Annotated in this window: 15 protein-coding genes; 6 read left to right on the top strand and 9 right to left on the bottom strand. The window is 60.4% G+C overall.

From position 1 onward, the window contains the following. Window position 1: 1 nt before the first annotated feature. The 3 genes from FW764_RS15650 to FW764_RS15640 form a co-directional block, all read right to left on the bottom strand. Window positions 2-961: a YbgA family protein gene (locus FW764_RS15650; protein WP_446434671.1), complete on the bottom strand. Its 960-nt coding sequence runs from the start codon at window positions 959-961 to the stop codon at window positions 2-4. A 112-nt stretch (window positions 962-1,073) separates the two neighbouring features. Then, window positions 1,074-1,289 carry a TIGR02450 family Trp-rich protein gene (locus tag FW764_RS15645; RefSeq protein WP_446434670.1) on the bottom strand — a complete coding sequence of 72 codons (216 nt, stop codon included), beginning with the start codon at window positions 1,287-1,289 and terminating at the stop codon, window positions 1,074-1,076. Then, on the bottom strand, window positions 1,286-2,272 hold the full coding sequence (locus FW764_RS15640) for an NAD(P)/FAD-dependent oxidoreductase (RefSeq protein WP_083360236.1): 987 nt from the start codon (window positions 2,270-2,272) through the stop codon (window positions 1,286-1,288). The genes FW764_RS15645 and FW764_RS15640 overlap by 4 nt, the downstream gene beginning before the upstream one ends. A 212-nt stretch (window positions 2,273-2,484) precedes the next feature. Here FW764_RS15640 and FW764_RS15635 point away from each other — a divergent pair, with 212 nt between their 5' ends. Both FW764_RS15635 and hemH read left to right on the top strand, forming a co-directional pair. After that, window positions 2,485-3,384, top strand: coding sequence for a TIGR01777 family oxidoreductase (locus tag FW764_RS15635; protein WP_446434669.1), 900 nt, complete (start codon window positions 2,485-2,487; stop codon window positions 3,382-3,384). A gap of 14 nt (window positions 3,385-3,398) precedes the next feature. Continuing rightward, entirely contained in the window at window positions 3,399-4,424 is a 1,026-nt protein-coding gene (gene hemH / locus FW764_RS15630) for a ferrochelatase (RefSeq protein ID WP_446434668.1), read from the top strand. Window positions 4,425-4,496: 72 nt separating this feature from the next. Here the strand turns inward: hemH and FW764_RS15625 are convergent, their stop codons facing one another. From FW764_RS15625 to algW, 3 genes are all read right to left on the bottom strand, one after another. Then, window positions 4,497-5,216 (bottom strand): DUF4198 domain-containing protein, encoded by a 720-nt coding sequence (locus FW764_RS15625; RefSeq protein WP_446434667.1) that lies wholly within the window; start codon window positions 5,214-5,216, stop codon window positions 4,497-4,499. A gap of 12 nt (window positions 5,217-5,228) precedes the next feature. Beyond that, complete coding sequence (locus FW764_RS15620; protein ID WP_446434666.1) at window positions 5,229-7,328, bottom strand: TonB-dependent siderophore receptor; 2,100 nt, start codon at window positions 7,326-7,328, stop codon at window positions 5,229-5,231. Between the two features lie 108 nt (window positions 7,329-7,436). Continuing rightward, complete coding sequence (algW, locus tag FW764_RS15615) at window positions 7,437-8,591, bottom strand: Do family serine endopeptidase AlgW (protein WP_446434665.1); 1,155 nt, start codon at window positions 8,589-8,591, stop codon at window positions 7,437-7,439. A 102-nt stretch (window positions 8,592-8,693) separates the two neighbouring features. Here algW and FW764_RS15610 point away from each other — a divergent pair, with 102 nt between their 5' ends. The 3 genes from FW764_RS15610 to cysN all read left to right on the top strand — a co-directional run bounded on the left by FW764_RS15610 (window position 8,694) and on the right by cysN (window position 12,438). Beyond that, window positions 8,694-9,452 carry a Nif3-like dinuclear metal center hexameric protein gene (locus tag FW764_RS15610; RefSeq protein WP_446434664.1) on the top strand — a complete coding sequence of 253 codons (759 nt, stop codon included), beginning with the start codon at window positions 8,694-8,696 and terminating at the stop codon, window positions 9,450-9,452. A 160-nt stretch (window positions 9,453-9,612) separates the two neighbouring features. Continuing rightward, on the top strand, window positions 9,613-10,530 hold the full coding sequence (gene cysD, locus FW764_RS15605; protein ID WP_017529888.1) for a sulfate adenylyltransferase subunit CysD: 918 nt from the start codon (window positions 9,613-9,615) through the stop codon (window positions 10,528-10,530). A gap of 9 nt (window positions 10,531-10,539) precedes the next feature. Continuing rightward, a complete protein-coding gene (gene cysN / locus FW764_RS15600) occupies window positions 10,540-12,438 on the top strand; it encodes a sulfate adenylyltransferase subunit CysN (protein WP_446434663.1) in 1,899 nt (632 codons plus the stop codon). A gap of 68 nt (window positions 12,439-12,506) precedes the next feature. On the opposite strand, the gene FW764_RS15595 is transcribed toward cysN, so the two are convergent. The 3 genes from FW764_RS15595 to FW764_RS15585 form a co-directional block, all read right to left on the bottom strand. Then, window positions 12,507-13,406, bottom strand: a complete 900-nt coding sequence (locus FW764_RS15595; RefSeq protein ID WP_446434662.1) for an acyltransferase — start codon at window positions 13,404-13,406, stop codon at window positions 12,507-12,509. Beyond that, window positions 13,407-15,506, bottom strand: a complete 2,100-nt coding sequence (gene pta / locus FW764_RS15590; protein WP_446434661.1) for a phosphate acetyltransferase — start codon at window positions 15,504-15,506, stop codon at window positions 13,407-13,409. It lies immediately after the preceding gene. A 79-nt stretch (window positions 15,507-15,585) separates the two neighbouring features. After that, window positions 15,586-15,876: a DUF3565 domain-containing protein gene (locus FW764_RS15585; protein WP_446434751.1), complete on the bottom strand. Its 291-nt coding sequence runs from the start codon at window positions 15,874-15,876 to the stop codon at window positions 15,586-15,588. On the opposite strand from FW764_RS15585, the gene FW764_RS15580 reads away from it, so the two are divergent. Further along, the gene (locus FW764_RS15580; RefSeq protein WP_016976314.1) at window positions 15,875-16,360 is read left to right on the top strand and encodes an FKBP-type peptidyl-prolyl cis-trans isomerase; all 486 of its coding nucleotides are present in this window, start codon (window positions 15,875-15,877) and stop codon (window positions 16,358-16,360) included. The two genes, FW764_RS15585 and FW764_RS15580, sit on opposite strands and share 2 nt — an antisense overlap. Window positions 16,361-16,421 lie beyond the last annotated feature (61 nt).

Genomic DNA, 16,421 nt, shown 5'->3' with positions numbered 1-16,421 from the left:
TCTAGATCGCATTACGCAGGCTGAGGTTTTCCGGGTGCGGCTGCAGGTAGGCCTGCTGCGCGATGTAGCGGTCCGGGTGTTGGCGAAAGTGATGTTTGAGCAGGGTCAGTGGCACCACCAACGGCACGATGCCGGTGCGGTATTGGCCGATGACGGTTTGCATTTCCTGCTTGTCGTCGGCGCTGATTACCTGCTTGAGGTAGCCGCTGATGTGTTGCAGCACATTGGAGTGAGTGCCGCGCGTGGCGCACTTTTTCAGGCCGCTCATCAGTTGGCTGAAATAGTCGGCGGCCAACGTGTCGATATCAGTGCCCTTGCCCATGTTGCCCAGTAGGTGGCCGAGCCTCTTGTAGTGCAGCGGGCTGTGGGCCATCAGCAAGTATTTGTAGCGTGAGTGAAAGGCCAGCAGGTGGTGGCGGGTGAGGCCTTCGGCAAGCAATTGTTGCCAGCTGGCGTAGACGAACACTCGGGTCAGGAAATTTTCCCGCAACACCGGGTCATTCAGGCGGCCGTCTTCTTCCACCGGCAGGTTGGGGTGACGTGCGCAAAACGCCTGGGCGTAGACGCCGCGCCCGCCGCCGTCAACGGGCGTGCCGTTGTCGCGATAGACCTTGACCCGTTCGAGACCGCAGGACGGCGATTTCTGCATGAAGATATAGCCGCACAAATCCGTGTGTTTCCGGGCCATCTGTTGGCCGTAGTTATCCAGCGGCTGGGTGACGTTCAGCTCACGGTGCACGGTGCCGACGGCTTGCGGCTGGGCAGGGTCGCCCACCAGGCGGATCGGCTCGCGGGGAATGCCCAGGCCGATTGCGACTTCAGGGCACAGCGGCACGAAGTCGAAGTAGTCGGCTAGGGTTTGGCTGCATAGCAGGGATTGTTTGTGTCCGCCGTTAAAGCGCACGTTCTCGCCAAGCAGGCAGGCGCTGATGGCGATCTTTGGTTTGACGGTGCTGGACATAGCCGAACCTCTGCAAGATTCCTATACAAGCTAGAAAGCTTGTACAACTAAATCTCATCATAGGTTTGATCCTGTACAAGTCAATTATTTTGTACAGGTATGTGCGTCAAGGCTATTTCCAGCCGATTCGCCAAGCTTCAGCATTTTGCAGGGCTTGCCAGGCGAGGCGCTCCGCACGGCGGGTCATCACGGCTTGCAGCTCGATTTCCAGTACGGTGCCTTCCTCGTCACGAAACAGCTCCGTGACCAAGAAGTGCTTCTCCTTGTTACGAGGGTGGGCTGCTGTCCACTTCGACAGCAGCAGTTTGGCGGGATTAATGCGGTTCATTGCAGATGCTCGATCAGGCGGCGCGCGGCTTCCTGACCGCTGAGCCAGGCTCCTTCGACCCGGCCGGACAAGCACCAGTCGCCGCACACGTACAGGCCCAGGTCGGCGTCGGCCAGTACGCCGAATTCATGCGCGCTGGACGGTCGCGCATAGAGCCAACGATGCGCCAGGCTGAAGGACGGTGCGGGCATTGCGCTGTGCAACAATTCAGCAAACGCACCGTGCAGGTGTTCGATCACAGCTTCCTTGGGCAGGTCCAAGTGCGCTTTGCTCCACGCGCTGGTGGCGTGCAGCACCCACGTGTCGAGGGTGGTGTCGCGCCCGGGTTTGCTGCGGTTGCGCGCCAGCCAGTCGAGCGGGCTGTCTTGCACGAAGCAGCCCTCCATTGGTGTATCCAAGGGTTGGTCGAAAGCCAGGGCGATGGCCCAGGTCGGGTCCATCTTCACGCCGGCGGCAGCACTCGCCAGTTTGGGCGCGGCGGCCAGCAGGGCAGTGGCCTGGGCCGCCGGCGTGGCGATGACCACGTGGCTGAATGGGCCGTGATTGCCGCCGTCGGCATCGAGCAAATTCCAGTGCTGTTTGCCTTGGAACACTTCGGTGATGCGGCAACCGAATTCCACCGGCAAATCGTCCAGCAAGGCACGGGTGATGGCGCTCATGCGCGGCGTGCCGACCCAGCGGATCTGCTCATCGGGAGAGGGCGTGAGTTGACCGGACTTGAAGTTGTACAGCTGCGGCTTCCACTGCTCGGCCCAGCCGTTGCTTTGCCAGCGCTGTACTTCGTTGACGAAGCGTCGGTCGCGGGCGGTGAAGTATTGCGCGCCCATGTCCAGCGCGCCGGCGTCGCTGCGCTTGCTGGACATGCGACCACCACTGCCGCGGCTTTTATCGAAGAGTTTTACAGCGTGCCCCGCGTCTTGTAACGCTCGGGCGGCGCAGAGACCGGCGATGCCGGTGCCAATGATCGCGATGGGAACAGTCATGGGAGGCCTCGTTTTACCGTTGGGTACAGACTACGCCGACACCAATAGCTGTACAATATTGTTTTTTGGTATAAGTTTTGGCGTGCCTGTTCTTACGACGTGGCCTATGGTTAAAGCTTGGGCTTAAACGAAAAGCCGCGCCGGGTTACAAATGATCCCTGCTTATAAAATAGACCAGTGATCGGCGGCGAACGTTACATAAGGAGTGTCCCATGCACATTTTGCTGACCGGCGGTACAGGTCTGATCGGTCGTCAGCTCTGCCAACGGTGGCTTGCCCAAGGGCATCGCCTCACCGTTTGGAGCCGCGAACCGGACACCGTCGCCAAGTGGTGCGGCCCAGAGGTGTTAGGTGTCGGCCGCTTGCAGGACGTGATCGGCAACGTGGATGCGGTGGTCAATCTGGCCGGTGCACCCATCGCTGATCGCCCGTGGACCAAAAAGCGCAAGGCGTTACTGTGGAGCAGCCGCATCACCCTCACCGAAACGCTGCTGGCGTGGATGGACGGGCTGACGCAAAAACCGGCGGTACTGATTTCAGGTTCGGCGGTGGGCTGGTACGGCGACGGCGGCGAGCGCGAATTGACCGAGGCCAGCGGCCCGGTGCAGGACGACTTTCCCAGCCAGCTGTGTATCGCCTGGGAAGAAACCGCCCTGCGCGCAGAAGCCATGGGCATCCGCGTGGTGCTGGTGCGCACCGGACTGGTGTTGGCGGCCAAGGGCGGCTTTTTGTCGCGGCTGCTGCTGCCGTTCAAACTGGCGCTGGGCGGGCCTATCGGTAATGGTCGGCAGTGGATGCCATGGGTACATATCAAGGATCAAATCGCCCTGATTGATTTTCTTCTGCACAAGGACGACGCCAGCGGTCCTTATAATGCCTGCGCGCCACACCCGGTGCGTAACCGCGAGTTCGCCAAGACGCTGGGCCAGGTGCTGCACCGTCCGGCGTTTATGCCGATGCCGGCGTTCGCATTAAAGGTCGGGCTGGGCGAATTGTCCGGGTTGTTGCTAGGTGGTCAGAAGGCCCTTCCCGAACGGCTACTGGATGCCGGTTTCACATTTCAGTTCACTGAGTTGCACGCGGCCCTGGAAGATTTGTCCAGCCGCCTCTAGCCATAGGATGTTGCATGACGGATCACGCGTTGTTACTGGTCAACCTGGGTTCACCGGCGTCTACTTCGGTGGCCGATGTGCGCAGCTACCTCAATCAGTTCCTGATGGACCCTTATGTGATCGACCTGCCGTGGCCGGTGCGGCGTTTGCTGGTGTCGCTGATTCTGATCAAGCGCCCTGAGCAGTCGGCGCATGCCTACGCCTCGATCTGGTGGGATGAGGGCTCACCGCTGGTGGTGCTGAGCCGTCGCTTACAACAGCAAATGACTGCGCAGTGGACGCAAGGCCCGGTGGAACTGGCGATGCGTTATGGCGAGCCGTCTCTTGAAACGACGTTGACGCGCCTGGCTGCCCAAGGTATCGAGAAAGTCACGTTGGCGCCGCTGTACCCGCAGTTTGCCGACAGCACCGTAACCACAGTGATCGAAGAAGCCAAACGTGTGGTGCGCGACAAAAAGCTCAAGCTGCAGTTCTCCATCTTGCAACCGTTCTACGACCAGCCGGAGTACCTTGATGCGCTGGTTGCGAGCGCCCGGCCTTATGTGGAACAGGATTACGATCACTTACTGCTGAGTTTTCACGGGCTGCCCGAGCGCCATTTGAAAAAACTCGACCCCACCGGCGGGCATTGCTTCAAGGATGCCGACTGCTGCCAGAACGCCTCGCCTGAGGTACTTGCCACCTGTTACCGCGCACAATGCTTCAGCGTCGCACGGGATTTTGCCGCACGCATGGGGCTGCCGGACGGCAAGTGGTCGGTAGCCTTCCAGTCGCGCCTGGGGCGAGCGAAGTGGATCGAACCCTACACCGAAGCTCGCCTTGAGGCGTTGGCCCAGCAGGGCGTGAAAAAGCTGTTGGTGATGTGCCCGGCGTTTGTGGCGGACTGCATTGAGACGCTGGAAGAGATTGGTGATCGCGGCCTTGAGCAGTTCCGCGAAGCGGGAGGCGAGGAGTTGGTGTTGGTGCCATGCCTCAACGATGACCTGCAGTGGGCAGCGGCGCTCAATACACTGTGTGAAAGAGCGCCGTTGGCACTGTAGTCAGATTGTCGAAACGATAGAAATCAAATGTGGGAGTCGGGCTTGCCCGGCTCCCACATTGTTTTGTAGTGTTTACTCGTGGTGGGGTTCGCCGAGGAAGGTCAGCGAGGTGAACAACCCGCGTGTCGCCACATCCGCATTGTCTTTGAGCGGCAGTTCCACCTGCGCGGCAATCACATTCAAACCTTCATTACGCACCAGCACTTGAGCCCGACCGTCTTTGTCGGTCTCGGTGCTCAAGGTGTTCGGTGCATTGCGATAATCGCCCACCAACTTGATCCCCGCCGCAGGCTTGCCATCCAGCAGCACCCGCACCGGCAGTGACCTGCCTGGTCCTACGGTCAGCGGATCAACTTCCGGCAGAATCAGCAGCTTGACCTGATCCAGCTTCGGCAACTTTGCCCCCGGTTGGTAAATCGCCAGGCTGTATTTGAACGTCTGGGTCGACTCAATCGCGCCTGGCACTTGGCTACGGCCTTGGTTGATCCATTTCTTGTCCGGCGTCTGCGACCACATCCCGTTATCCAACGCCACGGCTAAAACGGCAGGTGATTTGAGCGGCTTGAGGCGTGCGTGGTCGGCCAGGCGCTCCACGGTGACCGGGATCATTTTGCCGCCGGCGTCGTACGCCCAGGCACCGCTGATTTTCTGGGCCTTGAAGGCATTGTCTTCGGCGCCGTGGCCGTAGATCACTTCGATGTTACCGCGCCGCTGTTCGGTCCACAGGCCGTGCGCCGAGACGTGGCTGGCAAACAGCAGGCCGATCACGGCCAAGGATTTGAAGGCTTGCATGGGGGCGTCCTTTTACAGGTTGAGGGTCAGGCTGACGGTGAAGTTGCGCGGCTCGCCGGGGGTGACCCAGTAATTGCTGTAGGAGCGCTCGTAGTACTTTTCGTCGAATAGGTTGTTGAGGTTCAGGCCCACGGTGACGTTGTCGCTGGCCTTGTAATGCGCCAGCAGGTCAACGGTGTGGTAGGCGGGCAGTTCGAACTGGCTACCGGCTTCGCCGGAGCGATCACCGACGTAAGTAAACGCCGCGCCCAGGTCCGAGCCGCGCAGCGCGCCATCCTGGAATTCATACACGCCCAGCAGGCTGCCGCTGCGCTTGGCCACGCCCAGAATCCGGCTGCCGGTGGGGATGGATTTGTCGCCCTTGGTCACTTCGGCGTCGATATAGGCAAAGGCGCCGATCACGCGTACCGCGTCCGTCACTTGCCCGCTCAGTTGCAGGTCAAAGCCCTGGCTGCGCGCCTTGCCTATGGCGCGGCTGTTGTTGAGGGTGGCCGGGTCCTGGGTCAGAACATTTTCTTTTTCGATATGGAAGGCGGCGAGCGTGGTGTTCAAACGGTCGTCGAACAGCTCGCTCTTGATCCCCACTTCATAGCCCACGCCTTCTTCGGGCTTGAAGGATTTGCCGCCGGCATCCACACCGTTGTTGGGTTTGAACGAGGTTGACGCGTTGGCGAACACCCCGACTTGCGGTGTTAGCTGATAGAGCAGACCGGCGCGTTGAGTCAGGGCATCGTGGGTTTGCCGGCCCTTGGCGTGGTTGCGGGTGAAGTCGTCGGTGCGTTGTTCGACGTGCTCTAAGCGCGCACCGAGCATGCCGCGCAGGCGGTCGGTGAAGACGATCTGGTCTTGCAGGTTCAGCGCCTGGCTTTTCGTCTGTTCGAAGACGTCGGTGCCGGTGCGTGCGCCGTTGGGTTTGGTCTGGCCGTAGATCGGTTTATAGATGTCGATGGGGTAGAGGCTGCCGGCAATCGACGATACGCGCTCTTTCTTGCGGTAGTCCTCGTATTCGCTGCCGATCAACAGTTCGTGCTGCCAACTGCCGATGTCGAACAGGCCGCGCAGTTCCAGCTGGGTGATGCTGTCGTGCCAACCGGTGGAGCGTTCGCGGAGGCGGCGGTTGACGGTGTGCCCGTCGGCATTCAGCGCACGACTCTCCGAGGCGTCGCCCCACAGGCTGCCCTGTTTGTAGTGGCTGGCCAGGCGCAGTTTCCAGGCGTCATTGAGGTGATGTTCCAAGGCGGCCTGGATGCGGTTGTTGTGGTTGCGAATATTGCCGTCGTTGGGCTCGCCAAGGAAGGTGGAGCGGGACATGCCATGGTTGGCGACGATGCCTCGGTCGAAGGTGGAGCTGTGGCGCACGAACTCGCCTTCTACGAGAAGGCTGGTGTCCGGGTCCAACTGCCAACTGAACGACGGTGCGACGAATACGCGCTTGGCGTCGACGTGATCGCGGAAGCTGTGGTTGTCTTCCACCGCCAAGTTCACGCGCGACAGCACGCGGCCTTCGCTGTCGAGCGGGGTGTTTACGTCCAGCGCGGTGCGATAGCGGTCCCAGCTGCCAGCGCTGGTTTGCACGGTGGTGAAGGCTTGCGGTTGGGGTTTCTTGGTGACGATATTGACTGTGCCGCCCGGATCGCCGCGCCCGTACAGGCTGGCAGCGGGGCCTTTGAGCACTTCAATGCGCTCGATGTTGGCCGCATCCGGCGTGCTCGGGTAGCCACGGTTGGCGCTGAAACCGTCCTGGTAGAACTCCGATGTGCTGAAGCCGCGCACGCTGTACTCGTAAAGCGTCAGGCCGCCGAAGTTGTTTTGCTTGGACACGCCGCCGGCAAACTCCAGGGCGCGTTCCACGCTGGTGCTGCCGAGGTCTTTGAGCACCGTGGCAGGAATCACGCTGATCGATTGTGGGATGTCACGTAGATCGGTGTCAGTTTTGGTCGCGCTGGCGGAACGTGTGGCGCGGTAGCCTTTGACGGGGCCGGTGGCGGATTCATAGGCGTCGGAGGTGACACTGATGGTATCCAGTTCGACAGTGTTGTCGTCGGCGTAGGCAGGGTCCAGCAGCAAACCCAAGGCCAGGCCTGCCACGGGGGCGAATATTCGAGACGGCATGATAGAGCGTTCCAATAGCGATATTGAAACAATATAACATGACTGATGAGAATCGATTTCCTTTGAAATATTAAGTAACAGGAGCCCGTGAACGGGCTCTCGCAGCCTTTATCCCTCTTCTTTCACCGGGGCGGGTGGTGGGCGCAAGCCGATCTCTGCCGACAGCTTGATCTCTTTGCCGTTGCGCATTACCAGGATCGCCACCTTGTCGGTCGGCTTGATCCGCGCCACCTGGTTCATCGACTTGCGGCCATCACCGGCTGGTTCGCCGTCGATGCTCAGGATCACATCGCCCAATTGCAGGCCGGCTTTCTGCGCCGGGCCGTCGCGGAAGATCCCGGCGACCACGATGCCCGGGCGCCCGGTCAAGCCAAACGACTCGGCCAACTCCTTGGTCAGCGGCTGTACTTCAATGCCCAGCCAGCCGCGAATCACCTGGCCGTGCTCGATGATCGACTTCATCACTTCCATCGCCAGCTTCACCGGGATCGCAAAACCGATGCCTTGAGAGCCACCGGACTTGGAGAAAATCGCCGTGTTGATGCCGGTCAGGTTGCCATTTGCGTCCACCAGTGCGCCGCCGGAGTTGCCCGGGTTGATCGCCGCATCGGTCTGGATAAAGTCTTCGTAACTGTTGAGCCCCAACTGGTTGCGGCCGGTGGCGCTGATGATGCCCATGGTCACTGTCTGGCCGACGCCGAACGGGTTGCCGATGGCCAGCGCAACGTCACCGACGCGCAGCCCCTCGGAGCGGCCAATGGTGATCGAGGGCAGGTTCTTGAGGTCGATCTTCAGTACCGCTAGGTCGGTTTCCGGGTCGCTGCCGACCACGCGGGCCAGGGTTTCGCGGCCGTCACGCAGGGCCACCACAATCTGGTCGGCGCCGGTGGTCACGTGGTTGTTGGTAAGGATGTAGCCTTCCGGGCTCATGATCACCCCGGAACCGAGGCTCGACTCCATGCGGCGCTGCTTGGGCCCGTTGTCGCCGAAATAGCGGCGAAATTGCGGGTCTTCAAATAACGGATGCGCTGGCTTGTTGATGACCTTGGTGGTGTACAGGTTGACCACCGCGGGCGCGGCGATGACCACGGCGTCGGCATAGGTCACCGGGCCTTGCACCACCGAGTTGGTTTGCGGGGCCTGTTGCAGGTTCACATCAAGGCTGGGTAAGCCCACCCATTGGGGATAACGCTGAATAATCAGCATCGCGATCAGCACGCCAGCCAACAATGGCCATCCAAAAAAACGCAGTGCCTTGAGCATCAAGTAAGTCCTGACAGGTTGCAGGGGGCGCGAGAGCGCCCATAATGTCGCGCATTATACGAGGCTGTGAGCGCCTCGGAACGGGATATTTAGGAGTCTTTTATGGCCGTCCCCCTTACCACCCTCGTCGAGGAAGCGGACCGCTACCTCGGCAGTGCAAAAATTGCCGATTATTGCCCCAATGGCCTGCAGGTCGAGGGCCGCCCGCAAGTGATGCGCATCGTCAGCGGCGTGACCGCCAGCCAGGCACTGCTGGACGCCGCCGTCGAAGCCCAAGCTGATTTAGTGCTGGTGCACCACGGCTATTTCTGGAAGGGCGAAAACCCGTGCATTACGGGCATGAAGCAGCGGCGCCTGAAAACCCTGCTCAAGCATGACATCAGTTTATTGGCCTACCACCTGCCGCTGGACCTGCACCCGGACGTGGGCAATAACGTGCAACTCGCCCGCCAGTTGGGCATCACCGTCGAAGGCCCGCTGGACCCGAGCAACCCGAAAATCGTCGGCCTGGTCGGTTCCCTCGCCGAGCCGTTGTCGCCCCGTGACTTCGCCCGTCGTGTGCAGGAGGCGATGGGCCGTGAGCCGCTGTTGATCGAGGGCAGCGAGATGATCCGCCGCGTCGGCTGGTGCACCGGTGGCGGCCAAGGCTACATCGACCAAGCGATTGCAGCCGGTGTCGACCTGTATTTGAGCGGCGAGGCCTCCGAGCAAACCTTTCACAGCGCGCGCGAAAATGACGTCAGCTTTATGGCTGCCGGGCACCACGCCACTGAGCGTTATGGCGTGCGGGCGTTGGGTGATTACCTGGCGCGGCGTTTTGCGCTGGAGCATCAGTTTATCGATTGCCCGAACCCGATCTAACTACCTCCCACATACGACCGAGTTGGGCCAAACCTCGCGGCATATTCATATGCCGTTTCGATCTAGATAGCTCCCTGAATAGAAGCAGGTGCTGTGCTAGCATGCCCCGCTCGAACACGGCCCGCTGGCCGTCCATAAGATCGTTTTTCCGTGAGTAGCCATGGTCGACAAACTGACGCATCTGAAACAGCTGGAGGCGGAAAGCATCCACATCATCCGCGAGGTCGCCGCCGAGTTCGACAACCCGGTGATGCTTTACTCGATCGGTAAAGACTCCGCCGTGATGCTGCACCTGGCACGCAAGGCTTTCTTCCCGGGCAAGCTGCCGTTCCCGGTGATGCACGTCGACACCCGCTGGAAATTCCAGGAGATGTACAGGTTCCGCGACAAGATGGTCGAAGAGCTGGGCCTGGACTTGATCACCCACGTGAACCCGGACGGCGTGGCGCAGGGCATCAACCCCTTCACCCACGGCAGCGCCAAGCACACCGACATCATGAAGACCGAAGGCCTCAAACAGGCCCTGGACAAGCATGGTTTCGACGCAGCCTTCGGCGGTGCCCGTCGCGATGAAGAGAAATCCCGCGCGAAAGAGCGTGTGTACTCGTTCCGCGACAGCAAACACCGCTGGGACCCGAAGAACCAGCGCCCGGAGCTTTGGAACGTCTACAACGGCAACGTCAACAAGGGTGAGTCGATCCGCGTGTTCCCGCTGTCCAACTGGACCGAGCTGGACATCTGGCAGTACATCTACCTGGAAGGCATCCCGATTGTGCCGCTGTACTTCGCCGCCGAGCGCGACGTGATCGAGAAGAACGGCACGTTGATCATGATCGACGACGACCGCATCCTTGAGCACTTGTCCGACGAAGACAAAGCCCGAATCGTCAAAAAGAAAGTACGTTTCCGTACCCTTGGCTGCTACCCGTTGACGGGCGCGGTGGAGTCCGAAGCCGAAACGCTGACGGACATCATTCAGGAAATGCTCCTGACGCGAACTTCCGAGCGCCAGGGCCGTGTCATCGACCATGATGGCGCAGGCTCGATGGAAGATAAAAAACGTCAAGGCTATTTCTAAGGGGCTGTCATGTCGCACGTATCTGATTTGATCAGCGAGGACATCCTCGCCTACCTGGGCCAGCACGAGCGCAAGGAAATGTTGCGCTTCCTGACCTGCGGCAACGTCGACGACGGCAAGAGCACCCTGATCGGGCGCCTGCTGCACGACTCCAAGATGATCTACGAAGATCACTTGGAAGCCATCACCCGCGATTCGAAGAAGTCCGGCACCACCGGTGACGACATCGACCTGGCCTTGCTGGTCGACGGCCTGCAGGCTGAGCGCGAGCAGGGCATCACCATTGATGTTGCCTACCGCTACTTCTCCACCGCCAAGCGCAAATTTATCATCGCCGACACCCCCGGCCATGAGCAGTACACCCGCAATATGGCCACCGGTGCTTCCACCTGTGACTTGGCGATCATCCTGATCGATGCCCGCTACGGCGTGCAGACCCAGACCCGTCGCCACAGCTTTATCGCCTCGTTGCTGGGTATCAAGCACATCGTGGTGGCCGTCAACAAGATGGACATCAATGGCTTTGACCAAAGCATCTTCGAGCAGATCAAGGCCGATTACCTGAAGTTCGCCGAAGGCATCGCCTTCAAGCCGAGCACCATGGCGTTCGTACCGATGTCGGCGCTCAAGGGCGACAACGTGGTGAACAAGAGCGAGCGCTCGCCCTGGTACACCGGCCAGTCGCTGATGGAGATTCTCGAAACCGTCGAGATCGCCAACGACCGCAACTACACCGACCTGCGTTTCCCGGTGCAGTACGTTAACCGTCCGAACCTGAACTTCCGTGGTTTCGCCGGCACCTTGGCCAGCGGCATCGTGCACAAGGGCGATGAAGTTGTAGTGCTGCCGTCGGGCAAGAGCAGCCGCGTCAAATCCATCGTCACCTTCGAAGGTGAGCTGGAGCATGCGGGGCCAGGCCAGGCCGTGACCTTGACCATGGAAGACGAGATCGACATCTCCCGTGGCGACCTGTTGGTGCATGCCGACAACGTACCGCAAGTGACTGACGCCTTCGACGCCATGCTGGTGTGGATGGCCGAAGAGCCGATGCTGCCGGGCAAGAAATACGACATCAAGCGCGCCACCAGCTATGTGCCGGGTTCCATCACCAGCATCGTGCATCGTGTGGACGTGAACACCTTGGCTGAAGGCCCGGCGAGTTCGCTGCAATTGAACGAGATTGGTCGGGTCAAGGTCAGCCTCGACGCAGCCATCGCGTTGGACGGTTACGACAGCAACCGCACCACCGGTGCGTTTATCGTCATCGACCGGTTGACCAACGGCACCGTGGCTGCGGGCATGATCATTGCGCCGCCGGTTAACCATGGCTCCGCAACGCAGCACGGCAAATTGGCCCATGTGGCCACCGAAGAGCGCGCACAGCGCTTCGGCCAGCAGCCGGCCACCGTGCTGTTCAGCGGCCTGTCGGGCGCAGGCAAAAGCACCTTGGCCTACGCGGTTGAGCGCAAGCTGTTCGACATGGGGCGTGCGGTGTACGTACTGGACGGCCAGAACCTGCGCCACGACCTGAACAAAGGGTTGCCGCAGGACCGTGTCGGGCGGACCGAGAACTGGCGTCGAGCCGCTCACGTGGCGCGCCAGTTCAACGAAGCCGGCTTGCTGACCCTTGCTGCATTTGTTGCTCCGGATGCCGAAGGCCGCGAACAGGCCAAGGTGCTGATCGGTGCCGACCGCTTGCTCACGGTCTATGTGCAAGCGTCGCCGTTGGTGTGCGCCGAGCGTGATCCGCAAGGCCTGTACGCTGCCGGTGGGGATAATATCCCTGGCGAGTCCTTCCCGTACGACGTGCCATTGAATGCCGATCTGGTGATCGACACCCAGGCCTTGTCGCTGGAAGACAGCGTCAAGCAAGTGCTGGAACTGTTGCGTCAGCGCGGCGTGATCTAAACCTCGCCGCCACAGAAAAGCAACTCGGTCAAATGTGGGAGGGGGCAAGTCCCCTCCCACATTTCTGATCAGCGACTGCCTGGATAATCCTTATGCAGCTTATCTAGAAACGCATCCTTGTCTTCCCAAAGCTGGTTGATCCAGCCCTGAAACGCCAGCCGATACTCCCCATCCTGCTCATAATTCTTGCCGATAAACCCGGCGGGAATCCGCACCTCTTCAAAGTGCACCACCACATCCTTCACATTCCCACACAGCAGGTCCCAGTACCCAGGGCGCCCGCCAGGGTAGTGAATGGTCACGTTGACCAATGACTTTAACTGCTCGCCCATGGCATCCAGCACAAACGCAATCCCGCCTGCCTTAGGCTTGAGCAAATAGCGGAACGGCGACTTCTGCTGTGCGTGCTTGCCTGGTGTAAACCGCGTGCCTTCGGCAAAGTTGAAAATGCCCACCGGGTTGTCACGAAACTTCGCACAGGTCTTGCGGGTGGTTTCGAGGTCTTTGCCTTTCTTCTCCGGATGCTTCTCCAAATAGGCCTTGGTGTAGCGCTTCATGAACGGAAAGCCCAGCGCCCACCATGCCAGGCCAATCACCGGCACCCAGATCAGTTCCTGCTTGAGGAAGAACTTCAGCGGGCGGATCCGTCGATTGAGCACGTATTGCAACACCATGATGTCCACCCAGCTCTGGTGGTTACTGGTCACCAGATACGAGTGCTGGTAATCCAGGCCCTCAAGCCCGCTCAGGTGCCAGCGCGTGCGCCGTACCAGGTTCATCCAGCCCTTGTTATTGGTGACCCAGGCTTCGTGGGTATGGTTCATCAGCCACTCGCTAAAGCGCTTGGCAAACGGCAACGCCTTGAACAGCGCGAAGATAAACAGAAATGAGCACAGCAGGATCGTGTTCAACGCCAACAACAAGGACGCGATCACCCCGCGCGCGGCAGCAGGTAGAAAATCCAGCATTTAGATATCCATAGGTCGGTTGGCGGCTTGAATCGCAGTGAGTGCGATGGTGTACACGATGTCATCCACTTGGGCGCCACGCGGCAGGTCGTTCACCGGTTTGCGCAGGCCTTGCAGCATTGGCCCCAGGCTCACGCAGTCGGCGCTGCGTTGCACCGCCTTGTGCGTGGTGTTGCCGGTGTTCAGGTCGGGGAACACAAACACCGTGGCTTTGCCGGCGACCAGGCTGTTGGGGGCCAACTGCCGGGCCACGGTTTCGTTGGCGGCGGCGTCGTACTGCAAGGGCCCGTCGATCAGCAGCGAGCTTTGCTGTTCGTGGGCGAGCAGGGTGGCTTCGCGGACTTTTTCCACTTCTTCGCCGCTGGCCGAATCGCCACTTGAGTAGCTGATCATCGCCACGCGCGGCGTAATACCGAACGCTGCGGCCGAGTCGGCGCTTTGCAAGGCGATTTCCGCCAATTCCACAGCGCTGGGGTGCGGGTTCATCACGCAATCGCCGTACACCAGCACCTGCTCCGGGAACAGCATGAAGAATACCGACGACACCAAGGTGCAGCCGGGCGCGGTTTTAATCAGCTGCAGGGCAGGGCGGATGGTGTTGGCGGTGGAATGGATGACCCCGGAAACCAAGCCGTCCACTTCATCCAGTGCGAGCATCATGGTGGCGATCACCACGGTGTCTTCCAGTTGCTGTTCGGCCATCGGCGCGTTGAGGCTTTTGCTCTTGCGCAGCGCGACCATCGGTTCGACATAACGCTGGCGAATCAGGTCCGGGTCAAGAATCTCCAGGCCTTCGGGCAGCTCGATGCCGTGGGCGCGGGCGACCGCTTCCACATCTGCGGGTTTGGCCAGCAACACACAACGGGCAATGCCACGAGCCTGGCAGATGGCGGCAGCTTGCACGGTCAGCGGCTCGCTGCCTTCGGGCAGCACGATGCGCTTGTTAGCCGCCTGGGCGCGTTGGATTAATTGGTAGCGGAACACCGCCGGCGACAGGCGCATCTCCCGCGGCGTGCCGCAGCGTTGGTGCAGCCAGCGTGCATCGAGGTGGCTGGCGACGAAATCGGTGATGATTTCTGCGCGCTCGCGGTCATCAATCGGGATTTCCTTGTTCAGGCTGTTGAGCTGGTTGGCGGTATCGTAGGAGCCGGTGCTCACCGACAACACCGGCAGCCCGGCCTGAAAGGCGCCACGGCACAAATCCATGATGCGCGGGTCGGGCAGCGTGTCGCTGGTCAGCAGCAGTCCGGCCAGCGGCACGCCGTTAATTGCGGCCAGGCTCACGGCGAGGATGATGTCATCGCGGTCGCCGGGGGTTACCACCAGCACGCCGGGCTTGAGCAGTTCCACGGTGTTACGCATGGTGCGCGCGCAGATGATGATCTTGGTCATGCGCCGGCTTTCATAGTCGCCGGCGTTGAGGATCTGCGCGCCCATCAGGTCGGCCACGTCGCGGGTGCGCGGCGCGTTCAGTTCAGGCTGGTAGGGGATGCAGCCGAGCAGGCGGAAATCGCCGCTGCGCAACAGTGGCGAATGTTCTTTGAGGCGCGTCGAGAACGCTTCCATGCTTTCGTCGGTGCGCACTTTATTGAGGATCACACCCAGCACTTTCGGATCTTTCGGGCCACCGAACAATTGGGCCTGCAATTCCACGCGGCCGGAGAGTTCGGTGAGCACTTCGTTTTCCGGCGCCGACACCAGGATCACTTCCGCGTCGAGGCTTTTGGCCAAATGCAGGTTGACCCGCGCCGCATAGCTGGCGCTTCGGGTCGGCACCATGCCTTCGACAATAAGCACGTCCTTACCCACGGCGGCCTGCTGATACAGGGTGATGATTTCTTCGAGCAATTCGTCGAGCTGACCGTCGCCGAGCATCCGCTCCACATGGGCCAGGCCCAGCGGTTGTGGTGGTTTCAGGCCGTGGGTGCGGGCTACCAACTCGGTGGACCGTTCGGGGCCAGTATCGCCAGGGTGTGGCTGGGCAATCGGTTTGAAAAAGCCGACTTTCAGCCCGGCTCGCTCAAGGGTTCGCACCAGCCCAAGGCTGATGGAGGTCAGACCCACACCAAAATCGGTGGGCGCGATAAAAAAAGTCTGCATGCGAATTCTCTGGAGGTGCATGGCTTCGGTGGCGCTCTATGGCTGAGCGCCTGCCGGGAATCAGGCACCAAGGTTATCGTTATTCGTGCTCTTGCGCACACCAGCCGCACGCAAAGGGTTGGCCTATTTTTTCAAGGCGTTGCGCGGGGTCGAGTACCCAGGCGCGGGACTGCCAGGGCGGCTGATGGCGCAGGTGTTGGGTGTGGCCGCAGGACAGCTCGATGACCCAGTGCTGGTCTTCGTCCTGGTGGAACCCAATGATGAAGGATGCCGTTGATCGACCCCGTCTGTCAGGGTTGTGTTCGCTTTCGGGCAAATCCTTGTTTAGACTTGTCCGTTCTTCATTCTTATGCAAAAGGTCTCGCCCCATGACGATCGCCGCTAACAAGGCTGTCTCCATCGACTATACCCTGACCAACGACGCTGGTGAGGTCATCGACAGCTCCGCCGGCGGCGCGCCGCTGGTCTACCTGCAAGGTGCAGGTAACATCATTCCTGGCCTGGAAAAGGCTCTGGAAGGCAAGAACGTCGGTGACGAACTGACCGTCGCCGTAGAACCTGAAGATGCCTACGGCGAATACTCCGCCGAACTGGTCAGCACTTTGAGCCGCAGCATGTTCGAAGGCGTTGACGAGCTGGAAGTGGGCATGCAGTTCCACGCTTCCGCACCGGACGGGCAAATGCAGATCGTCACCATCCGTGATCTGGATGGCGACGACGTGACTGTCGACGGTAACCACCCACTGGCTGGCCAGCGCCTGAACTTTCAAGTGAAGATCGTTGCCATCCGTGACGCTTCCCAAGAAGAAGTGGCCCACGGCCACGTTCACGGTGAAGGCGGTCACCAGCACTGATTGACGGTTTAATCAGCTGCTAGCAAAAACGCCCCGACTGGTTCGGGGCGTTTTTTTTGTG

The organism is Pseudomonas sp. 1152_12 (genome assembly GCF_052850675.1).
The sequence above is the reverse complement of the archived record's forward strand: the minus strand, read 5'-3'. Positions and strand labels throughout refer to the sequence as shown.